Genomic DNA, 20,033 nt, shown 5'->3' on the forward strand with positions numbered 1-20,033 from the left:
CTCCTGCGAAAAAGATGTCGAACCGCAGCGTTTCAGGAGCTCTTTCGCATCGTGGCACTGATCGCGTCGCGCAGTTCCTGGGGTGTAAAGGGCTTGCCCAGAACGAAAGCCTGGGCGGGCAGATTTTGCGGATCGGCATAACCACTGACATAGAGTACAGGCAGCCCGGGATAACGCTGCTCCAGAATCTGTCCACATTCACGCCCTCCCATCCCGGGCATAAGCAGATCAAGCACGACCAGATCGAAGCATTCCCCCTTGTCCAGAACAGCGATCACATCCGCGCCATCTGGCACACTCACGACCTTGTGCCCATCCTGGGCCAGAAACTGTTCGGTAACGAGTCTCACACCGGCTTCATCATCAGCCAGCAGAATACGCTGCTTGTTCAGAGGTACGTCCGATGCGCCTGCCTCTATGGACTGGTTTTCCGGTGCGGGGGTACAGACGGGTAACGTCACAATCATGCTGGTGCCTTCATCGGGAACGCTTTCAACCCGGATATCGCCACCGCTACGCTGCAGAAAACCATAGATGGTCGACAGACCCAGACCTGTACCACTTCCAAGCCCCTTGGTCGTAAAGAAAGGCTCAAATATACGGCGTACAACATCAGGGGACATCCCGCATCCCTGATCCTCGACCTTCAATATCACACAGGGTTCTCCAGCCCCGCTCGTATCATCTGCAAGATAGATCGTGATGATCCCCCCCTGGGGCATGGCATCACGCGCATTGATACACAGGTTGAGAAGTGCCATTTCGAGCTGCCCCGGATCACTCAATACCGAAGCAACCCTGAGATCACGTGGCACGTGCTCCAGATTGAGAGCGCACCGACCGGTCTCACCACGAAGATCACTCGCGCGACTCAGACTTTGCACGATGAGATCGTGCATGTTCCAGATCAGTTCGACCAGATTGACGGGCCGCAACGCAATCGGCTTTGGTCGTCCGAATTCAAGCAGACGTCGCGTCAGTACGGTTCCACGACGCGCTGAGTCGAGCGCATTGTCAAAAAGCTTTGTCACCATGGGATCACTGGCAGGCGTCATGTCCTGCAGCAATTCGAGCGACCCGAGCATGGCTGTCAGCAGATTATTGAAATCATGAGCAATACCACCCGCCAATGTGCCGAGCGCATGCATCTTGTCATCCTGACGCAGGCGTTCCTCCATTGCGAGACGCTCTGTCACATCACGACCAAGACTGAGCTGCCATCTCTGTTCAACGGGAAAAGGCACACCTGACGCATTACGTGGCCATGGCAGGGTCTGACGGGTGATTTCATGCCAGCGCACTTCCCCCTGGGTCATTTCCGCGACGAGGCGCGTGGCTTCGCCACGTTCCCTTGCCTCGACACGCATTGCCTCTATTTCAGGACGGAGCGCTTCGCTGAAAAGCATGTCTTCAGCAATATTTCCCCTGGAATTGATAGGGGCATCGACCGCTACATTATGACGCAGTACTGTGCCATCCGACTCCGAAAAGACGACATTCATCGGCACGGATTCAAGGGCGCCATGAAGGAGTACACGCTCAGTCATCAGCGCACGTTCAAGCCGGTGATGGGCAGCCACCTCACGCACCATGGCGCGCAGAGAGTCCGACTCCCAGGGCTTGTGAGCGTAGAACTGGATGCGTCCCTGATTGAGGGCAGCGACCACTGCTGCCAGATCTGCATAACCGGTCAGGAGGATGCCACGCGCATCGGAAAACTCGCGGGCCTTGCTGAGCAGTACATCTCCCGTCATGTTTGGCATACGCTGATCCGAGACGATCACTGCAATATCGGAAGATTTCTTCAGGAACCCTAAGGCTTCCAGAGGATCGGTGCTCGAGAGGATATCGAATTCATCCTCAAGAAGATCGGTCAGCGCCACAAGGATTTCAGCCTCGTCGTCCACAATCAGAATACGGCTCCGCCCGTGGGGAACAGACATCTCGGTTCGTTTCATGCGCTGCGTCCTATTGTAACCGGGCCTGTCGGGGTCAGTCGGACCGGAACGGTCAGGGTAAAACACGCGCCTACTCCCTTGCCACCGCTGAGATTTGCATCCTCGATATCAATCGAGCCTCCATGAGCCTCGATGACGCCATAGGCAATTGCAAGTCCGAGGCCTGTTCCCATACCTACAGGTTTAGTGGTGAAAAAAGGCTCAAAGACCCTGGCACGCAGATCAGGCGGCACGCCAGGACCATCATCTGCCACGCGGATCACGTAATTTGCAGCATGCTCATTCTGCTGAAGAAACGTCTCGATCACGATTTTCCCACTTGGCGCTTCAGATCCTGTCCCTTCTGTTCCGGCGCGCAGCCGGATGGCATCAGCGGCATTACTGACAATGTTCATGACCACCTGGTGAAGAAGAGCTGGCTGGCAGACCAGCATGCGTGGTGCACCCAGATGCCGTTCCACTGTGATTTCGCGACCGAATTTATGAGTGAGAAGCGCGAGTGCCGTATCGATCGCTTCGACAACATCGGTGTCCTGGAACGCACTTTCATCAAGACGAGAGAAACGGCGCAAACTTAGAACGAGATTCTGGATACGCTGTAACCCCAGACGCATCGCGCTTATGCGACTTGAGCATTTCTCGAGCAAACCAAGTTGTTCAGGTTGAAGAGGTCCCTGTGTCTCGATCAGTTTACGCAGGGCACGGGCGATCGTTTCTTCATGCGCCAGGGTGAAAGCCAGAGGGTTGTTGATTTCATGAGCAATACCCGCCACCAGCTCGCCAAGCGATGCCATTTTGGCCGTCTGAACAAGCTTGGCCTGTGTTTCGATCAGGCGGGCATTCGCATCGGCAAGCTCGGCGTTGGCGTGAGCGAGTGCCTCGGCCATGGCAGCTTTTGCCGCAATGGCGCGTGCCTCACTCTGGGCCGTCTGTAACGCGACCTCACGCACCTGACGCTTGATTTCCTGCTGCCTGATTTCATCCTGTGCCAGCTTGCGACGCACCAGCACCCTGATACGCAGAGCCAGCACATCGGGCGCGATGTCACTCGGCACAAGATCATCCAGCCCCGCATCGAACAGATCGGCAGCCGAATGACGCCTGAACCGGTCCGCATCGACGATACCCAGAATGCGGAAAGACGTCCCTCCTGCTTCAAGCACATCCTGCCTTCTCGCATCGAGACGACGACAGAAATTGACTCCATCCAGCAGACGTGAGGTGAGATCGAGCACAAGACAGTCAGGCCCCTCCTCTCCTCCCAGCCAAGCACCATTGATCAGCTCGCTGGAGGCCGTGACGGTAGTTACCGTATGCCCATCACGCCAGAGCAGTTCACCAAGCGAAGCTCCGGCAGCATCACGCGCCCAGTTGGCAATATCGGCTGTCTCATCCTCGCCATCCTCATCGCGCGGACTTGTAACAATGACGATACGCGCGCGTCTGAATCTTCCGGCTTCCTCAGCCTGCAGAAAATCCGACCCTTCCCGAAGCAGGGCCCTGATACGCAGCACAAGCAGATCGGGGTGAGCTGATTTGGAGATGTAGGCATCTGCACCGCTCTCCAGTCCTTCACGCTCCAGATCTGGAGCCACATCTTCGGTCAGCATCAGGATCGGGATGGAGCGTGTCTGTGCATTCATGCGGAACTGACGTGCCATCTGGCCGCCATTCATGCCCGGCAGATGATAATCAGATACGACCAGATCAGGCAGACACTCATCCAGGCAGGAAAGCGCCTCTTCACCACTGGCAACACGACGTACCGCGAAACCGGCATTATCAAGCAGAGAGATCAGAGCCTGAGCCTGGCTGTCCGATTCCTCTACGATCAGAATGAGGGGAAGCTGCGTGTCAGAGGTGGTCATACGGTATTATGGTCCATCATATCGTGTGCGCCTCAGGAAACAATCCGGATCAATTCAGGGAAGAGAATATGTGATCATCGAGGTCGGATCTTGTCGATCATTGCATTTCGTCGCGCCCGCAGCTACCTCAACGACAGACATTGTGGCCAGCCTCGACTGGACGCTCTTTCGATACTGATGATCACGCCCAGCTGAAAGCGCCCCATGGAAGTTCCGCCTCGCCCTTCCCTGTCACGTCTGGCTCAGGCAAGCGAAGACCGCGAAACCCGGCAGCACAGTTCCGGCTTCGGTGTCATCCGGACGACGTTCTGGGCCATTTGCTATTTCGCCTTCTATTTTGCGCAGCAAGTCGCCGAAGTCCTGGCTCCCCTTTGTCTGGTGATCGGCATTGGCTGGATGGCCCTGCCTCATGCACTTTCAGCCATCACCACTGGCGGTGTGGCCAGTGATCCCCAAGCGCAGGACGTGATGAATCATGTTGTGGGTAGTATTCCGTCCCATCTTGCGATTGGCAGCCACGTCATGACGGCTGGCGGATTGATTTTCGACGGCTTCCTGCTCATGGCAATCGCAGCATTCGGCGCGACAATTTCCGCCGTTGCTGCCCGCAATATGTAACTCCTCGGCCAGGACATCCATGATCCGGTTTCGAAATGTCAGCTATCGACATGGCAGGGGCCGCAGGGCTGAAGGACACCTCGTCCTGCAGGGGATCTCTCTCGATATACCCCGTGGCGGATTCTACTGGCTGACAGGCCCTTCCGGCGCAGGGAAATCGAGTCTTCTGCGCCTGATGCATATGGAATCCCTACCCGATACAGGGCAGATCGATATTCTCGGCATCAATATCGCGACGGCAAAGCGCCGACAACGCGCCCAGCTCCGTCAGAAGATCGGCTTCATTCCGCAAGATCTGCGCCTGCTTTCAGAACTTGACGTCTTCGACAATATCGCCCTGCCGCTTCGCCTCTCGGACACCCCACGTGAGACAATCAGCGCAGAAATCCCTTCGATCCTCGATTGGCTGGGTCTGAGCAGTAAGAAAAACAGTCTGCCAGAACAGCTCTCAGGAGGAGAGCGTCAGAGGGTTGCCATTGCACGTGCTCTTGTCACGCGCCTGCATTGCTTCTGGCCGATGAACCTACCAATGCCCTAGCTGAAAGCCAGAGCTGGCAACTGATCGAGGCTCTTCAGGCACTAAGCCGCCAGGGGACGACTGTTATTGTCGCTACCCATAACGAAGCCCTTTTGCGTGCCATCGACTATCCCAGCATTATCCTGAAAAACGGTCGCCTCGCGAGCACTGTCCCCACAGGGACATCCATGGATTCCACATCGGACGACATCGCGGCAGGGATCAGACATCCATGAGCCGGGCCTTGCCTGATGGGCTGCATCTGGGTCGACGCGATCATGGACTCATTCCGGTCATCGCGGCAGTTGCTGCTATCGCAGCCCTGGCTCTGGGCGGCTGGACAGCAGCGCGCAGTCTCTCACGTGAATGGGAAGATGGTGCTGCTCAGCAAGTCACGATCGAGATACCGGATTTTACGGGCGAAGCAAAAGCGACGGCTGACAAGCTCATTGCGGTTCTGAGCAGCGATCCTGGCATCGCTGCTGTCGAAATGCTACCTGAAGTCCGCATACGTGACAGTCTGCGTCCCTTTCTTGGCTCCATGCAGGGGGGACTTTCCGATCTACCCGTCATCCTGGCAATCACGCGCAAAAACGGTGTAAAAGCGACTGATCTGTCCTCATTCTCGATACAGTCGCTCCATCCGCCATTCTGGAAGAAAATGCCCAGTGGGGTGAAAGGCTGGCTCTGCTGGGCAGAAGCCTGCAAGCCTGCGCCTGGCTTGCAGTACTGCTTGCTGGCTTTGCCACGGCAGGAGTGACCACCTTATCGGTACGCATGACCCTGACTGCCAGGCGACGCACAATCGAGATCCTGCATGGTTTCGGGGCCCGCGACAGCCTGATTGCACGACGCATCGCCTGGCGAAGTGCGGCACTGGGCCTGGCTGGTGGTATTCTCGGCACAGTTCTTGGCGGCGCAACACTAGCCGTATTGCACCGCCTGATCCTGCCCTTCCTGGATCATCAGAGTGCAGGACTCTCGCTTTGGCCCCGGAGTCTTGTCGAGTGGCTTGCCATATGGACAGAGCTGCCACAGGGACTGTTTCAGTCCCTGGCCTGTGTACCGGTTCTGGTTTCTGTCCTGAGTTTTACCGTGGCGCAGGCGACAGTACGCCTCTGGCTACAGAGACTACCATGAAAGCCTGGCTCGCCCTGCCACTTGTTCTTGTGCTCCTCATCCTGAGCTGGTGTGCCGGTTTTGCGTGGTTCTGCGTCGATGCCCTGCATCCGGTCCCTGATCCTGTCCCCTGCGACGGTATCGTGGCTCTGACAGGCGGCAGAGACCGTATCGAGGCCTCTCTCCTTCTGCTGGACAAGGGAATAGGCCAAAAACTCCTGATTTCCGGCGTGGGGCCTCATGCAACACTGAACCAGCTTACAGAACATTCTCCCATAACGCTCAGTCCGGAACTGATCAGACGCATCACCCTTGGCCGCCGAGCCATTTCAACCATAGGTAACGGCTCGGAAACAGCAGAATGGTCTGAAAAAAACCATATCCGTTCCCTGCTCGTCGTTACGGCGGGTTACCATATCAGACGGGCCATGGTCGAATTGCATCGTGCCGCTCCTACCTTGTCATTACATCCTTATCCCGTACGATCTCCTGCTTTGAGACGCAGCCCGGATCGCGCAACCATCAGGCTTTTGCTGCACGAATACATAAAGTGGATCGGCTCTCACCTTGGCCTGTCACGCGGAACCAATCTCGCACCCCGAAACTGATCTGTGTCACGTGTCAACCGGCGAGGCGACCTGCCATCCCAGCTGGTCTCGAGCGACATCGATTCCTCCCCCCCGGAATTCCATCACGACGCATGTTGCTCTAGAGCTTCCTCCACTCAGGTCGAATCGTCTGATCGGAAGAAGCACGCGGCAAAGGCGAGCCCATTCCCGATCTGCAACCCTGCGTGGAAACAGGCTCTGATAACATCAGTTACCGAGCCGGAAATGGGGGAGTTCATGAACCGGATACGCGCCGTTTGCTTCATTGTCTATTTTGTCATCCTGACCCTGATCATGGGGCTGGGTGCAATGCCCATACGTGTTTTCAAGCGTCACGAAGCTGCCCTGCGCTATGCAAAACTCTGGTCATCTCTCACTCTTCTGGGTCTGAAAACATTTTGCCGGATCCGGGTGCGCGTGATCGGCGCCGAAACCTGCCTGATACTGCCTGCCTTATCGCCTCCCAGCATCAGGCCTATTTCGACGGGTTCATATGGATGACTCTGGTCAAGCGTCCTGCTTACGTGATCAAGCAGGAGCTTACACGTATTCCGTTCATCGGCCCGATGCTCCTGCTCTCGGGTATGGTCCCGGTTGAAAGGGCTGCCGGAGCCAAGGCTCTGCGTTCCCTTATGAAAGCAACCCAGGACCATTTCGATGAAGGCAGACAGATCATCATCTTTCCCGAAGGCACACGCACAACACCTGGCGAGCGAGCGCCTCTGCAGCCAGGTATTGTGGCTCTGGCGAAACAGGCCGCTGCCCCCGTCATCCCGGTAGCCACCAATTCAGGGAAGCACTGGCCTCGTCGAGGCTGGATAATGACACCGGGTGAGATCGTTATTGCCATTGGCGCTCCCTTACCCGCCAATGCCGGACGCCTCTCACTGATCGAGTCGATCTATAATTCCTGGGATACACTCTGCGAGAAAAACGGATTGCCCCGACCTGTGGATAACTCTGTGGACCCGGTGCGGTGATCAGGAAAGATACTGTGTAAAAGCAGTGCGTCTTCTGGGGATAGAGCTGACCGGTCGCACTCTGTCGCGAGAAAACCTGCCCGGGAGGTGAGTCAAGAGACAATCGCCAGAAAATCTAGGTTTTAGCCGGATATCATGCCGGTAAACCATGGAGGCCGGGGCATCTAACACAGGCATTTGCGCTTTCATAGCCCTGTATCGCAGAGTCTTTTCTTTTCCGTGAACACCATTGTGCAACCTCTGGGGATAATTTGTGCTGTTTCTCATCAGACATGTGAAATCGACCAGTGGAGATGCATTTCTCTGCAATAATCAGGGATGTTTTCCCTGATGCGAAAGCGCCTCTTCTTTGCTCTTGTTTTTGTTGCAGCCCTGTCTTTGCTGTCTATGGGTATTGAGGCATGGCAGCTAACCCGCCTTGGGTATGAAATAGACCACCTCCCTGCCCGCCTCGATCCGCAAGGCTGGCATATCGCCTGGCAGGGAAGAGAGACGATATGGCGCCCGTGGGGTTCGCGGATCGTGGTGGTTCGCCCCCTTCTGACCGGCCCGAATGACCGGTTCTGGGCGGGAAGCCAGATCACGCTTGGTACAGATCTGCTCCATCCTTTCTCCCTGTCGCTCTCAGCCAGAGGCACACAGATCATACACTGGGGGCCTCGTTTCACCCTGGGCACCGGTACCCTGAACGGACGTCTCGTACCGAAATCTGGTCAGATAACGCTCAGGACAGACACTTTGACGGTTGCGGGCGCGCCGCTGCCAGGCGTGGAGATGATCAGTTTCCAGAACGTCACGGCACATATCCTGATGCCTTTATCCGAAGACAGACAAGCCACTGCTCTGGGCGTCGATCTACGTGCCGAGACAGCCATGCCTCAGTTCACCATCGACAAAACACCAGCCAACCGATTGAGAACCCTGCTCTCCCTCCTACCCCCTCCCCGCAACCTGCGTCTGATCGTGGCGGTACCAGGGATCCAGCCATTGATGGCGGAGTCCTCCTCTTTTTCCGGCCTTACGGGAAATGGACGCTATTTAATTCAGGAGGCTTCTTTTCTGCTTGGCCCCCTGTCCTGTGTGGCCCGCGGCACACTTGACCATGAAGGAACGGGCACACTCTGCTCATATAACCGGCATGAGAGAGTTTGCCCGCTTCGGCGTTGATCATGCTCCCGTCTGGCTTCGCGCCAATCCCGATTATGCACCTCTTTTCAGGACTCTGGATGAACAAACAGTAAGGATACCGGACCGGATAGATCTGCCTTTGCAGGTGGGTAGCAATGACAATTTATTGCAAAATCACATTCTCGCGATAATAACAGGGCATTCTCGATGAACCGGAGGGGAAGCTGACGCCTTATGGCGGAAGCTGTTTCCAGTTCCCCTTCACGACTGGCCTTGATGGCCGCGGATCACTGCAATGCCCGATTTGAGTGCCCTTTTCCTCGCACGATTGCAATTCGCGTTTACCGTCGGATTTCATATCGTCTTTCCAGCTTTCTCCATCGGCCTGGCCGCCTTTCTGGCCGTGCTCGAAGGCCTCTGGCTCAAGACGGACAAGCCCGTCTATCTCGATCTGTTCAAATACTGGCTGCGCGTCTTTTCGGTCGTCTTCGCCATGGGTGTCGTCTCGGGACTGGTCATGTCCTACGAGTTCGGCACCAACTGGTCGCAATTCTCGCAAAAAGCAGGGCCGATCCTTGGTCCGATGCTCGCTTACGAAGTGATGACCGCCTTCTTCCTTGAAGCCGGTTTCCTCGGCGTCATGATGTTCGGTCTCAACCGCGTAGGCAAGCATCTGCATTTTGCTGCCACCTGCATGGTGTCGATCGGCACACTGATCTCGATGAGCTGGATCCTCGCATCCAACTCCTGGATGCAGACCCCGCAAGGGTACAAGATCGATGCCGCCACAGGCCGCTTCCTGCCGGCAGACTGGTTTGCGATCGTCTTCAACCCGTCCTTCCCGTTCCGTCTGGTGCACATGGCACTGGCCGCATTCCTGTGTGTAGCCTTCATCGTTGGGGGCGTAGGCGCATGGCATCTGCTCAAGGCCAAGCGCCAGAACCGTGCGCCGACCGATGCGGTCAAGGTCATGTTCTCGATGGCCATGTGGATGGCCGCCATCGTGGCTCCGCTCCAGATTCTGGCCGGTGATGCCCATGGCCTGAACACGCTGAAATACCAGCCCGCCAAGATCGCGGCGATGGAAGGTGACTGGGAGTCGGAAAGCCGTGCACCCGAGCTGCTGTTCGGCGTGCCGGACATGGAACATGAAGTGACACGCTACAAGGTCGGTATTCCGCTCGTCGGCTCACTGATCCTGACACATAGCCTCGACGGCAAGGTGCCCGGTCTGAAAGACTTCCCCAAAGACCAGCGCGCACCGATGTATGTCGTATTCTATACCTTCCGCGTGATGGTCGCCCTTGGCAGCCTGATGGCGCTGCTTGGCTTCTTCTCGCTGTTCCTGCGCTGGAAGGGCGGATTCTACACCAATCCGATCCTGCTGCGCGGGGCACTGCTCATGACGCCAGCCGGGTTCATCGCGCTGCTCTGCGGCTGGGTAACCACAGAAGTCGGCCGCCAGCCCTTCACGATCTATGGCCTGCTGCGTACCGTCGATAGCGTGTCACCCGTGACACTGCCGAACATGGAAATCTCCATGGTGGCATTTGTTATCGTCTATTTCATCGTCTTCACGGCCGGTATCGGCATTCTGTTACGCGATTTCGCCAAGGAGCCCAGCACGGACGAACACGAACCCCCGCGTGATCAGCGCATCGTGCTGCTGGCATCACACAAATTTCTCATCACCCGGCGGAGTAAGCGTCTCGATGAACACCCTCGCCTATTGGTTGCCCATTGTCTGGGCGACCCTCGCCGCCTTCGCCATTTTTGTCTATGTCTGCCTCGACGGGTTCGATCTGGGCATCGGCATTCTGTTTCTCGGTGAACATCGCAAGGATCACCGAGATGTCATGGTCAACACCATCGCTCCTGTCTGGGATGGTAACGAGACCTGGATGATCTTTGGCGGTGCCACGCTCTATGGTGTGTTTCCGGTAGCCTACGGCACCATCCTGCCTGCGCTCTATTTGCCGATCCTTTTCATGCTGCTCGCACTTATCCTGCGTGGCGTGGCCTTTGAGTTTCGCGTCAAGGCAAGCGGCGTTTTTGGCACGACCTTCTGGGATCGTTCCTTCTGCCTGGGCTCGCTGGTGGCCTCCATCATGCAGGGCGTCATTCTTGGTGAACTGATCATGGGCATCAAGGTCGAAAACAATGTTTTCGTCGGCAGTGCCTGGGACTGGCTGGCCCCTTTCCCGCTCTTCTGTGGCTTTGCCGTTGCCGTAGGCTACACACTTCTCGGAGCTACCTGGCTCGTCTGGCGTACAGAGACCGATCTGAAAGCTGTCATGCAGCGGCTTTCGGCTCCGCTCGGTCTGGCCATGCTGGTGCTGATCGCCATCGTTTCCGTCTGGACACCATATCTGCATGCGACCTACATGCACCGCTGGACCGATTTTCCGGAAATCATCTGGGTAGCGCCAGTGCCTGTTGCCGTGATCGTTCTGGCGGCGCTGTTCTTCCTGTCGCTGCGCAAGGCAACCACGCGTCTGACGCCGTTTCTCTGCGCGCTAGGCTGGTTCTTCCTGTGCTTCTCGGGGCTTGGAATCAATGTCTGGCCCTATATCGTGCCGCCGACGGTCACCATATGGTCGGCCTCATCTCCGCCGGAGAGCCAGCTTTTTCTGCTGGCCGGAGCGTCGATCCTGTTGCCAATCATTACGGCTTACACGATCTATTCCTACTGGGTCTTCCGCGGCACAGTAACTGCCGATCATCACTATCACTGAGGAAGTCTGACCATGCCTGCCACAACAGCACCTTCTTCCTTCCTGGCCCGTCTCGGTTGGTTCGTCGGGCTTTGGGCAGGTGGGGTCGCGACCCTTGCCTTGGTCGCGACTGCAATCAAGATCGTTATTTTCCACCAGTGGTGAAAGGACGGACGTCTACGGCGTTCATCCCGGCGGCGCGAGCCGCCTCGAGCCCCTCATCGGTATCCTCAAAAACAAGGCAGCGATGCGGGGGAATCCCGAGCTTCTCAGCGGCGAGCAGATAAAGATCAGGTGCAGGCTTGGGATGTTGGACATCCTCGACCGTCACAACATGCTCGAACAGTTCGAACAGATCGAGTGTCTTGAGCGTAGCCTTTACAACATCTTTCTGTCCGGCTGAGGCCACTGCCATCGGTACGTGTCCGAACTGGCTTCTCGCAATATCTGCCGTAAAACCATGCTCACGCAACGTATCCAGATGGTTTTCATACAGAACACTGCTGCGCTTGAGCAGAGCATCCCCGTCCAGCGTCACACCATGTGCCTGCTCGTACGCAACAAACAGCTTTCCACCTGAGAGGCCGGTTCGGGCGTGGTACCAGTCTTCCTCGAGTGTGTGACCAAGTTCGCCTAGCGCCTCTTTGAAAGTGAGATAATGCACAGGCAGGGTATCGGCGATGGTGCCATCGCAATCAAAAATGATTGCATCAAAATCATGATCAGACAGCGTAAACTGAGCCATGGTGGTCGCTCCTATTTTCAGAAAATATCCTTAGCCTGACGCAAAGCTGCGAAGGTCTCGATATCAGGTGCCATGAGAAACGGGTTTGTCTGGCGCTCCACGCCCAGAGTAACCGGCAGAGTAGGCTGACCCTGCGTACGCAACGCCCGGACTTCCTCGGCCCGCTTTTGCAGGGCTGCGTTATCGGACATATGTGACAGGGCAAACGTGGCATTGGCTGCGGTGTATTCGTGGCCGCAACAGACCAGTGTCTCATCAGGCAGCCCAGCGAAACGTCGCAGGCTCGCAAACATTTCCTCGGCGCTCCCTTCGAGCAGCCGTCCGCAGCCAAGGCTGAACAGCGTGTCCCCACAAAACAGAGCCGGGACAGAACGGAAGCAGAAAGCGATATGGCCACGTGTATGACCGGGTGTGGCGATCACCTCACCAAGCTCATGGCCGACCGCAATACGATCCTCATCATGCAAAAGCAGATCGAGCGGCGGCAGTCGGGCTGCATCGGCTTCAGCGCCAGCCATACGCGCACCATATTGCTGACGCAGGGTTTCGGCACCGCCAATATGATCGGCATGATGATGTGTGAGGAGGATCAGATCCAGCCGACCCTCACCAATCACAGCGCTGATGGGGGGGGCCTCACCCGGATCCACAATGGCGACAACGCCTGTCTGCGTGTCGGTCAGGAGCCATGCGTAATTATCCCGCGCATAGGGAATAGCCCGGATTGCAAGAGTCATCGCAACTGGATCCTCATATCGTAACATCATTATCGATAGCGTTAACGCAGGGCAGGTTACTCCTGTTCACCCTCGAGCGCACGGGGGGATGGTGCATACAGGCGATCACTCTTGCTCTTGCTCCTGACGATGACGGATGGGTCTGGCCCCTGCCTGTGGTTCGGGCTAACCTGGCCCCCATGCAGAAACGTCCCAACCAGCCCGTGCCGACCGATGCCGCCGGGTTTTATGCCAGCCGACGTGGAGAGCAGGTGACATCGCTCCTGATGTCGAGACTGGCCCCGATTCTGCCGGAGCCAAAAGGACTACGCGTTCTGGGGCTGGGCTATGCCCAGCCTGTCCTTGCCCAATGGGATGCCCTTGCCATGGCGCATTGGGTCGCCTCGGCCCAGCTTGATACCCCGCTCACAAGAAGACGAAACGACGAGTCCCCGCAAACCGGTCTCTGGCCTGCCTGCCTGGTCGCGCCGGATTGTCTGCCATTCGACGATCTCAGCATCGATCTGGTCGTACTGGTTCATGGTCTCGAACTGGTCGATCCGCATCCGCTCCTGCGTATGATCTGGAAGGTACTGGCTGACCACGGACGACTGGTGCTGATTGTTCCCAACCGAACCGGCCTGGCCGCCAAGGACGACACCCTGCCTTTTGGCCACGGTACCCCCTTTTCCTCAGGTCAGCTCGACAGGGTGCTGCAACGAGCCCTGTTCCGCATCGAGCATTGTTCAACCGGGCTCAGTGGGCCACTGCGTCTGCTCTCTCTTGGCGAGCGGGCGGGGCTTGCAGGAGATCGCATCTTCAGTCTGCTCGGGCGTCGTCTTGGCGGGGTGCATCTCATAACCGCCTGCAAGGATCTCTATTCGGGCATGCCGGTTGAAGCCGAGCGCGCCGCGCTGAATTTCACCCGACGCGTCACAACGCTTGCAGGCTCCGCAAGCGGCTACTCGGATCTTTCCAGAGGGCCGTTATCCGGGTCCGGAAACGCAAAAGCTTGACCCGGAACCATGGTGTCGTAAGACTGCACTCATGTCCCTGATTCAATCGATCAAATCCGTTCTGGCGCCGCCTCACCGCGCCGCTGTCCCGTTTCTCGCGCTGACGGGCGGTCTGACCGTTCTTGGCCGGGCAACGCCTTGGCGTGCGACACGCCTGATCGGCAATCTGGCACTGGGCGGGTTCGCCTTCTGCCTGTATTTCTTCCGTGATCCGAAGCGTTTTCCGCCGGCACGTACCGACCTTGCCCTTGCTCCCGCCGATGGCCGTGTAGTGTCGGTTGAACTTGCAACACCGCCCGCAGCGCTTGGTATGGGGAGCGAGCCGGTCTGGCGTGTAGCCACGTTCCTCTCGGTGCTGAATGTGCACATCAACCGCATGCCTGCTTCCGGAACAGTGACCAAGATCGCCTACCATGCCGGGCAGTTCCTCAACGCCAGTCTGGACAAGGCCTCGGACCTGAACGAGCGCAATGAAGTGCGTCTGACGCTTGAAGACGGACGTCACATGGCTATCGTTCAGATTGCTGGCCTCATTGCCCGCCGTATTGTCTGCTATGTGGAAGAAGGCAGCACAGTAGAACCCGGCGATCGCTTCGGACTGATCCGCTTTGGCTCACGCACCGACCTCTATCTGCCTCAGGGTGTAACGCCCCTGGTCAGCACCGGCCAGATCATGGTTGGCGGCGAAACCGTTATTGCTCATCTCTGATCCATCGAAGCCCGTGTCGGACCCCAGCCCCATTCCTGCACCGGATAGTCCGATGCCCCGACCAGATCTGCTGGAGAGCCCCCCTCCCGTCCGGGGCGCAAACGTCGCCGCCTGAGGCGAATCCGTCCGCGACGCGTCCGTGTCCGCGGACCTTCCTTTAACCGGCTCATTCCCAACCTGCTTACCATGCTGGGACTGTGTGCCGGGCTGAGCAGCCTTCGTTACGGGTTGGAGCAGCAATTCTCCTATGCAGCCGTCGCGCTGGTCATCGCCGCCTGTATCGACGGGCTGGACGGCCGCATTGCGCGTCTCTTGCACGGTACATCGCGCTTTGGTGCAGAGTTCGATTCCCTGTCGGATTTTGTATGCTTCGGGGTCGCTCCGTCCTTTCTGCTCTATCTCTGGACATTGCATGGTACAGGCGGGCGTTATGGCTATGTGCCATGCATTCTGTTTACCGTCTGCATGGCCCTGCGTCTGGCGCGCTTCAATGCAAGCCTGGATGATGAGGAAAAACCGGAATACTCCTATAATTTCTTTACAGGGGTCCCTGCGCCAGCTGGTGCAGGTGTCGTGCTGTTTCCGATCTTTCTTGGTCTTGAAGCCGAAAAAATGCACTGGCCTTTTCTCGATTCACTGGCACGCTCGCCTATCCTCGCAGCTGGCACTCTCCTGCTGACCGCGGCATTACTGGTCTCGACCCTGCCTGTCTGGTCATTCAAGAACTTCAAGGTTGCTGCGCGCTACGTGCTGCCGCTCATGCTCGGCACATTGCTCTATGCTGCCATTCTTGTCGCCGATCCCTGGCTGGCTCTGGCCGCTGCCGGACTTATCTATCTGCTCATGCTCCCCTTCAGCAGACGCAGTTTTCATCGACTGAAAGCCCAGGCGGAAGCGCTGTCAGAAGACGTCCCGGAAGCCTGATCTTCATTACAGATATGGGCTCAGGGATCTCTCCCTGCGCCCACATCGCGGCACTCCTGCCAGCTCCAGCCAGCCTGTAATCAGAATGCCAGTTCGATCTGGCCGCCGAATTGTCGGGGTTCGTTGAAATAGCTCTGCAATCCCGTCGTCACGCCCAGCGTCTTGAAATAAGCATGCTGCTCCGCGAAGAGATTACGCGACCAGAGCGAAAAAGTCGCTTTTGTGCCGGTATTGCCAAGCTGAACATTCGAAATGGCAATACGTCCATTGACGATCAGTCCACTCTCACCCTTGGGCTGATAGACATTCCGGGCATTACCGATCCCCAGATAAACCGGATCAGTCGTACTGGCATAATAGCCGCTATCAATATTGCCATCGAGATGCGCCAGAAGCGTAAAACCATGGAAAGGCCGTCTATAGTCAATCTGGAAACTGCCCGAGTTTGCCGGGGTATAGTTCTGATAGATCGGTACCAGCATGGTGCTGATCACGCCAAGCGAGTTCTGATAGGGGTTCGCTGTGGGCGGTATATGCACGTAATTATAAGCGTACGAAAAGCCCACGGTCAGATAGCGCATCGGTGAAACATTCAGCTCAGCCTCGACACCACTCAGATCACCATGGCCCGGTGCATTGATGGTTGACGTTGTTGTACGGGTCGTAAGCTGATTGCCGATCTGATAGGGTTTGCTGAAATCAACCTGGATATCTTTATAATCACCCCAGTACCCGGCGACGTTGAACCGCACTCTCTGATCGAGAAACTCGGTTTTTGACCCGAATTCGAACATAGAGACCGATTCCGGACCAAAAGCCTCATAGTCCTGCGCGCGTGAATTGGCGCCACCGGGTTTGTAGCCTGTGCTCCATTTTCCATAGAGCAGCACGTGCCTGGTCAGATCACTACTGACCTCAAGCAGAGGATCGACACGTGACCATCCAGCATTGAAGTCAATTGGACCGGAAACGCCAGCCGTATTGACCGGAAGCTGGTTATTGACCGTCGTCAGTGTGCCGTGCTTGCCGTCATGTGACCAGCGCAGCCCCGCTGTCAGATGCAACTTGTCCCAGAGAATGCGCGGTGTGTAGACCGCGTTGCCATAGACACCCCAGCTCTTGGAAGTTACCCGGCTGGCACGATCAATAGGTTGCAGGCTCCAGTCCTCATAGGCGGGACCGCTGAGAAGTTTGTAGTCACTGCCAGCTATGTTGGTGGACTGATTGGTATAGAAAGCCTGTGCATTGTCAGAGGCGTGTTCGCGGAAATAGATAAAACCGGCCTGATATTTCAACCGCTTTGTATGGCCGAAGGCCTGTATTTCCTGACTGATCTGGTTTTGCCAGAAACCGGCAAGCGAGTTACGGGCGAAGTTCATACCCGTAAAATTTCCTGTCGTATTGGACAAGCTTCCTGCAGCCATGCCGTTATCAAACTGACTCTGACTCAGCTCACGATAGGCCGTGATCGAGCGGAATGAGAGATATTGCGGAATGGCCTTGTAATCGAGCGTCATGCGATGCCCGTTGGTCTTGCCAATACTGGGCTCTTCCGGCACGCCGATGAAGGCCTTTTTGGCCCGACTTGTCTGGAGCTGTGCAATCTGCGCCAGCCTGTTGGTGCCCGGTTTCAGCAGCTGCATCCACAAGGTTGTCGTACTGTCATAGGAATTGTCATAGGCATAATCGGCCGTAAAATTATCGACCGGATGATACATCGCTTCAACGTGAAAACCGTGCTTGTCGTACTGATTAAAACCGCCCGTATTGGGCATGGGATTGTCCACCAGTGGTGCACGATGGGCCGTTACCGCATCGATCTTGATCGCCAGATCATGAAAAGCCGGCAGATCAAGATGAAGTTCACCCTTGTTGCTGTTGTAGTTTCCGAACCCGCCCAGCAGGCGCATACCGAATTTACCCGTCGGTCGACGGGTAATGATATTAAGGGCACCTGCTTCGGTATTTCTCCCGAAAAGTGTACCCTGCGGGCCTTTGAGAACTTCCATGCTTTCCACGTCGAAAAGCGCCGTGCCGAGCGCCTGGGGACGGGCGATGTAAACACCATCAATATAGACACCTACCCCCTGATCACGGGCAGGCTGATTGCTGTCACCAAGTACCCCGACCCCACGAATATTGACGACGAGGGCCGAATTGCGTCCTGAAAACTGCGCGATACGCAAGGAAGGGATCGATCCATCACCGAGATCCGTAAGCGAAACCACGTGACGATTGGCAAGCTGCCTGGCTGAAAAAACAGTGACCGAAGCCGGCTCTTTCTGCACATCTCTCGTGTGCCTCTGCGCCATTACATCAATACTCTCGGGAATGTTCTTGTGCGCGGACATTTTATGGGCGACCGCAGAGCCTGCTTTACCAGAACCTGCCGCAGGAGAGGATACCGCTGAGACTTTCTTGGAATGCTTTACTGGCCTCTCCTTGCCTGCATTTCGAGCACGCATGGCCGAGACCTGCCCACCATCGCGGGGCTTTTCGCTTTTAGTCGCAGAATAGGCAGAGCCGGTGCAGCAGAGGAACGTGAACACAAGGCACAGTCTTTTACCTTTCAACACAAACATGTCTCCCGCCCGCATCCGATCGGATTTTTCCCGACCGAAACACCCGGCTTCATTCAATCCGCAAAAAAAACCGGGGCGCTGACCGCGCAGGAATTGACCCGGCGGATTTCATTTAGAGCGAATTCGGAACAGTTTTGTGTCGAAACAAGTATGGATTATTAAATATATATTGAAACGACTTTAATATTTAATATTAGTTTTTCTTTGTTTTCATATTTAATATCGAACGATAATTGTTAATAATATGTAAACGTTTAGCGTATTATGCATATAGATCGGATTGGATAAGTGCATACTATCTCACTTATCTCCTGACATCTTCCGGCTTTATCTTCTTTTCCCGGGTTTTGTATCGGCCGCACGGATAAGACACCGTCTCTGACACGGACCCGGACCAACACGAGAGATCTGAGGACGAACTGCATCCTTGGCTCGACGGTGCTGGAGCCAAGGGGATGCTTCCTTCCTTCTAGCTCAGAGCCGCTTCCTTCAGGCGCCTGATAACGCGCTCATGTCCCATCAATGGCAGAAGCGCATGCAGTTCCGGCCCGGCCTCTTCACCCGTCAAAGCCAGACGAAGAGGATGGAACAACGCTTTGCCCTTGCGTCCTGAAACCTCTTTCAAGGCACTGGTCCAGAGCTTCCAGCTGTCGGCGTTCAGGGGCTCCGGAGGCAGTGTCTGTTCGGCCTGCTCCAGAAAACCTGCTTCATCGCGCAAAGAGGGAGGTGAAATTTCTCCCCGCACCACATCCCACCAGAAAGCAATTTCACCCGTCAGGTCGACATTACCGCGGATCGCGTTCCAGAATGCCTCATCGGCGCCTTCAGGAAGACGGTCCTGCACCTGTTCAAAAGACATGCCATGCAGCAGACGACGGTTGAGGCCAAGCAGGTGCTGCATATCGAACCGTGCCGCCGATTTCGACACATGAGACAGGTCAAAACTGGCAATCGATTGTGCCAGTGTCATGGGCACCGGATCGTCCGAGCTGCCGATCTTGGACAGATAGGACACGATTGCCTGGGGTTCCATTCCGTCATGGCGCAATGCACGTAATGACAGGGAATCGAAACGTTTGGAGAGCTTTCCTCCACCTTCATCAAGCAGGAGCGGCAGATGGGCAAAGGTAAAACGATTGGGACGTCCCCCGAGTGCCTCGATGATATCGAGCTGCACACCTGTATTGGTAATATGATCCTCGCCCCGGATGATGTGGGTTACGCCCAGCTCCATATCATCTACGACCGAAGCCAGGGTGTAGAGTACGGTACCATCAGCACGCACCAGAACCGGATCGGAGATGGCCGTGAGCTTTACCGACAGATCCCCCATGACAAGATCACGCCAGCTTTTATGACCATCCGAAAGACGGAAACGCCAGTAAGGTGTCTTGCCATTGGCTTCGGCACGTTCGCGCTGTTCGGGTGTCAGACGCAGCATGGCACGATCATAGATGGGCGGCTTGCGGGCCTTGAGCCGTGCCTCACGCTTGGCAGCCAGCTCCAGTTCGCTTTCAAAACAGGGATAGAGCCGACCTGATGCCTTGAGCGCCTCGATAGCAAGAGCGTAACGATCAAGACGCTCGGACTGATGAGCGGTCTCGTCCCAGTTCAGACCGAGCCATTCAAGATCCGTCTTGATCCCTTGCTCATATTCCGGCTTGGACCGCTCGACATCCGTGTCGTCGATACGAAGCAGGAACTTGCCGCCATGGTTGCGGGCATACAAGGCATTGGCGATGGCCAGACGGGCATTGCCAACGTGGAGATAGCCGGTCGGGCTGGGAGCGAAGCGCAGTTTCATGCTGCTTCTATGCCAAGCACGCAGGCA

Annotated in this window: 20 protein-coding genes and 1 pseudogene; 15 read left to right on the forward strand and 6 right to left on the reverse strand. The window is 56.4% G+C overall.

Annotated features, from left to right (window positions below; all coding sequences use genetic code 11):
• Positions 1–32 precede the first annotated feature (32 nt).
• Positions 33–1,958, reverse strand: coding sequence for a response regulator (locus tag JCM25354_RS08085; protein WP_025885638.1), 1,926 nt, complete (start codon positions 1,956–1,958; stop codon positions 33–35).
• Positions 1,955–3,826, reverse strand: coding sequence for a response regulator (locus JCM25354_RS08090; protein WP_025885639.1), 1,872 nt, complete (start codon positions 3,824–3,826; stop codon positions 1,955–1,957). Before JCM25354_RS08090 ends, JCM25354_RS08085 begins: the two co-directional genes overlap by 4 nt.
• Before the next feature lie 204 nt (positions 3,827–4,030).
• Between JCM25354_RS08090 and JCM25354_RS08095 the strand changes: the two genes are divergently transcribed.
• The 12 genes and pseudogenes from JCM25354_RS08095 to JCM25354_RS21065 all read left to right on the forward strand — a co-directional run bounded on the left by JCM25354_RS08095 (position 4,031) and on the right by JCM25354_RS21065 (position 11,675).
• A complete protein-coding gene (locus JCM25354_RS08095; RefSeq protein ID WP_025885640.1) occupies positions 4,031–4,444 on the forward strand; it encodes a hypothetical protein in 414 nt (137 codons plus the stop codon).
• A 19-nt stretch (positions 4,445–4,463) separates the two neighbouring features.
• Positions 4,464–4,982 carry a cell division ATP-binding protein FtsE gene (locus JCM25354_RS17600; protein WP_369345750.1) on the forward strand — a complete coding sequence of 173 codons (519 nt, stop codon included), beginning with the start codon at positions 4,464–4,466 and terminating at the stop codon, positions 4,980–4,982.
• Positions 4,949–5,197, forward strand: coding sequence for an FtsE family protein (locus JCM25354_RS23415; RefSeq protein WP_369345751.1), 249 nt, complete (start codon positions 4,949–4,951; stop codon positions 5,195–5,197). The genes JCM25354_RS17600 and JCM25354_RS23415 overlap by 34 nt, the downstream gene beginning before the upstream one ends.
• The gene (locus JCM25354_RS21355) at positions 5,194–5,721 is read left to right on the forward strand and encodes a hypothetical protein (RefSeq protein ID WP_025885641.1); all 528 of its coding nucleotides are present in this window, start codon (positions 5,194–5,196) and stop codon (positions 5,719–5,721) included. Before JCM25354_RS23415 ends, JCM25354_RS21355 begins: the two co-directional genes overlap by 4 nt.
• Positions 5,718–6,101, forward strand: a complete 384-nt coding sequence (locus JCM25354_RS08110; protein ID WP_159103468.1) for an FtsX-like permease family protein — start codon at positions 5,718–5,720, stop codon at positions 6,099–6,101. Before JCM25354_RS21355 ends, JCM25354_RS08110 begins: the two co-directional genes overlap by 4 nt.
• Positions 6,098–6,688, forward strand: coding sequence for a YdcF family protein (locus tag JCM25354_RS08115; RefSeq protein WP_025885643.1), 591 nt, complete (start codon positions 6,098–6,100; stop codon positions 6,686–6,688). Before JCM25354_RS08110 ends, JCM25354_RS08115 begins: the two co-directional genes overlap by 4 nt.
• Before the next feature lie 225 nt (positions 6,689–6,913).
• The gene (locus JCM25354_RS23420; protein ID WP_369345754.1) at positions 6,914–7,189 is read left to right on the forward strand and encodes a hypothetical protein; all 276 of its coding nucleotides are present in this window, start codon (positions 6,914–6,916) and stop codon (positions 7,187–7,189) included.
• Positions 7,087–7,668 (forward strand): lysophospholipid acyltransferase family protein, encoded by a 582-nt coding sequence (locus JCM25354_RS17605; RefSeq protein WP_369345752.1) that lies wholly within the window; start codon positions 7,087–7,089, stop codon positions 7,666–7,668. Before JCM25354_RS23420 ends, JCM25354_RS17605 begins: the two co-directional genes overlap by 103 nt.
• Positions 7,669–7,998: 330 nt before the next feature.
• Complete coding sequence (locus tag JCM25354_RS08125; RefSeq protein WP_025885644.1) at positions 7,999–8,835, forward strand: hypothetical protein; 837 nt, start codon at positions 7,999–8,001, stop codon at positions 8,833–8,835.
• A gap of 256 nt (positions 8,836–9,091) precedes the next feature.
• A pseudogene (locus JCM25354_RS08130) lies at positions 9,092–10,435 on the forward strand (cytochrome ubiquinol oxidase subunit I); the annotation flags it as partial.
• A 73-nt stretch (positions 10,436–10,508) separates the two neighbouring features.
• A complete protein-coding gene (gene cydB, locus JCM25354_RS08135; RefSeq protein ID WP_025885646.1) occupies positions 10,509–11,531 on the forward strand; it encodes a cytochrome d ubiquinol oxidase subunit II in 1,023 nt (340 codons plus the stop codon).
• 12 nt (positions 11,532–11,543) lie between these two features.
• A complete protein-coding gene (locus tag JCM25354_RS21065) occupies positions 11,544–11,675 on the forward strand; it encodes a DUF2474 family protein (protein ID WP_148301444.1) in 132 nt (43 codons plus the stop codon).
• Here JCM25354_RS21065 and JCM25354_RS08145 read toward each other — a convergent pair.
• A complete protein-coding gene (locus JCM25354_RS08145) occupies positions 11,656–12,255 on the reverse strand; it encodes an HAD family hydrolase (protein WP_025885647.1) in 600 nt (199 codons plus the stop codon). The two genes, JCM25354_RS21065 and JCM25354_RS08145, sit on opposite strands and share 20 nt — an antisense overlap.
• Positions 12,256–12,272: 17 nt before the next feature.
• Positions 12,273–12,992, reverse strand: coding sequence for a hydroxyacylglutathione hydrolase (gloB, locus tag JCM25354_RS08150; protein ID WP_025885648.1), 720 nt, complete (start codon positions 12,990–12,992; stop codon positions 12,273–12,275).
• On the opposite strand from gloB, the gene JCM25354_RS08155 reads away from it, so the two are divergent.
• The 3 genes from JCM25354_RS08155 (at position 12,980) to JCM25354_RS08165 (ending at position 15,620) form a co-directional block, all read left to right on the forward strand.
• Positions 12,980–13,987, forward strand: a complete 1,008-nt coding sequence (locus tag JCM25354_RS08155) for a methyltransferase domain-containing protein (protein WP_148301445.1) — start codon at positions 12,980–12,982, stop codon at positions 13,985–13,987. The genes gloB and JCM25354_RS08155 overlap by 13 nt on opposite strands.
• A gap of 31 nt (positions 13,988–14,018) precedes the next feature.
• Complete coding sequence (locus JCM25354_RS08160; protein ID WP_025885650.1) at positions 14,019–14,696, forward strand: phosphatidylserine decarboxylase; 678 nt, start codon at positions 14,019–14,021, stop codon at positions 14,694–14,696.
• A 111-nt stretch (positions 14,697–14,807) separates the two neighbouring features.
• Positions 14,808–15,620 (forward strand): CDP-alcohol phosphatidyltransferase family protein, encoded by an 813-nt coding sequence (locus JCM25354_RS08165; protein WP_084294681.1) that lies wholly within the window; start codon positions 14,808–14,810, stop codon positions 15,618–15,620.
• 80 nt (positions 15,621–15,700) lie between these two features.
• Here the strand turns inward: JCM25354_RS08165 and JCM25354_RS08170 are convergent, their stop codons facing one another.
• Entirely contained in the window at positions 15,701–17,971 is a 2,271-nt protein-coding gene (locus tag JCM25354_RS08170; RefSeq protein ID WP_025885652.1) for a TonB-dependent receptor, read from the reverse strand.
• Positions 17,972–18,671: 700 nt separating this feature from the next.
• Complete coding sequence (gltX, locus tag JCM25354_RS08180) at positions 18,672–20,006, reverse strand: glutamate--tRNA ligase (RefSeq protein WP_025885654.1); 1,335 nt, start codon at positions 20,004–20,006, stop codon at positions 18,672–18,674.
• Between the last annotated feature and the right edge of the window lie 27 nt (positions 20,007–20,033).

The organism is Asaia prunellae JCM 25354 (assembly GCF_000613885.1).
Lineage (GTDB): Bacteria > Pseudomonadota > Alphaproteobacteria > Acetobacterales > Acetobacteraceae > Asaia > Asaia prunellae.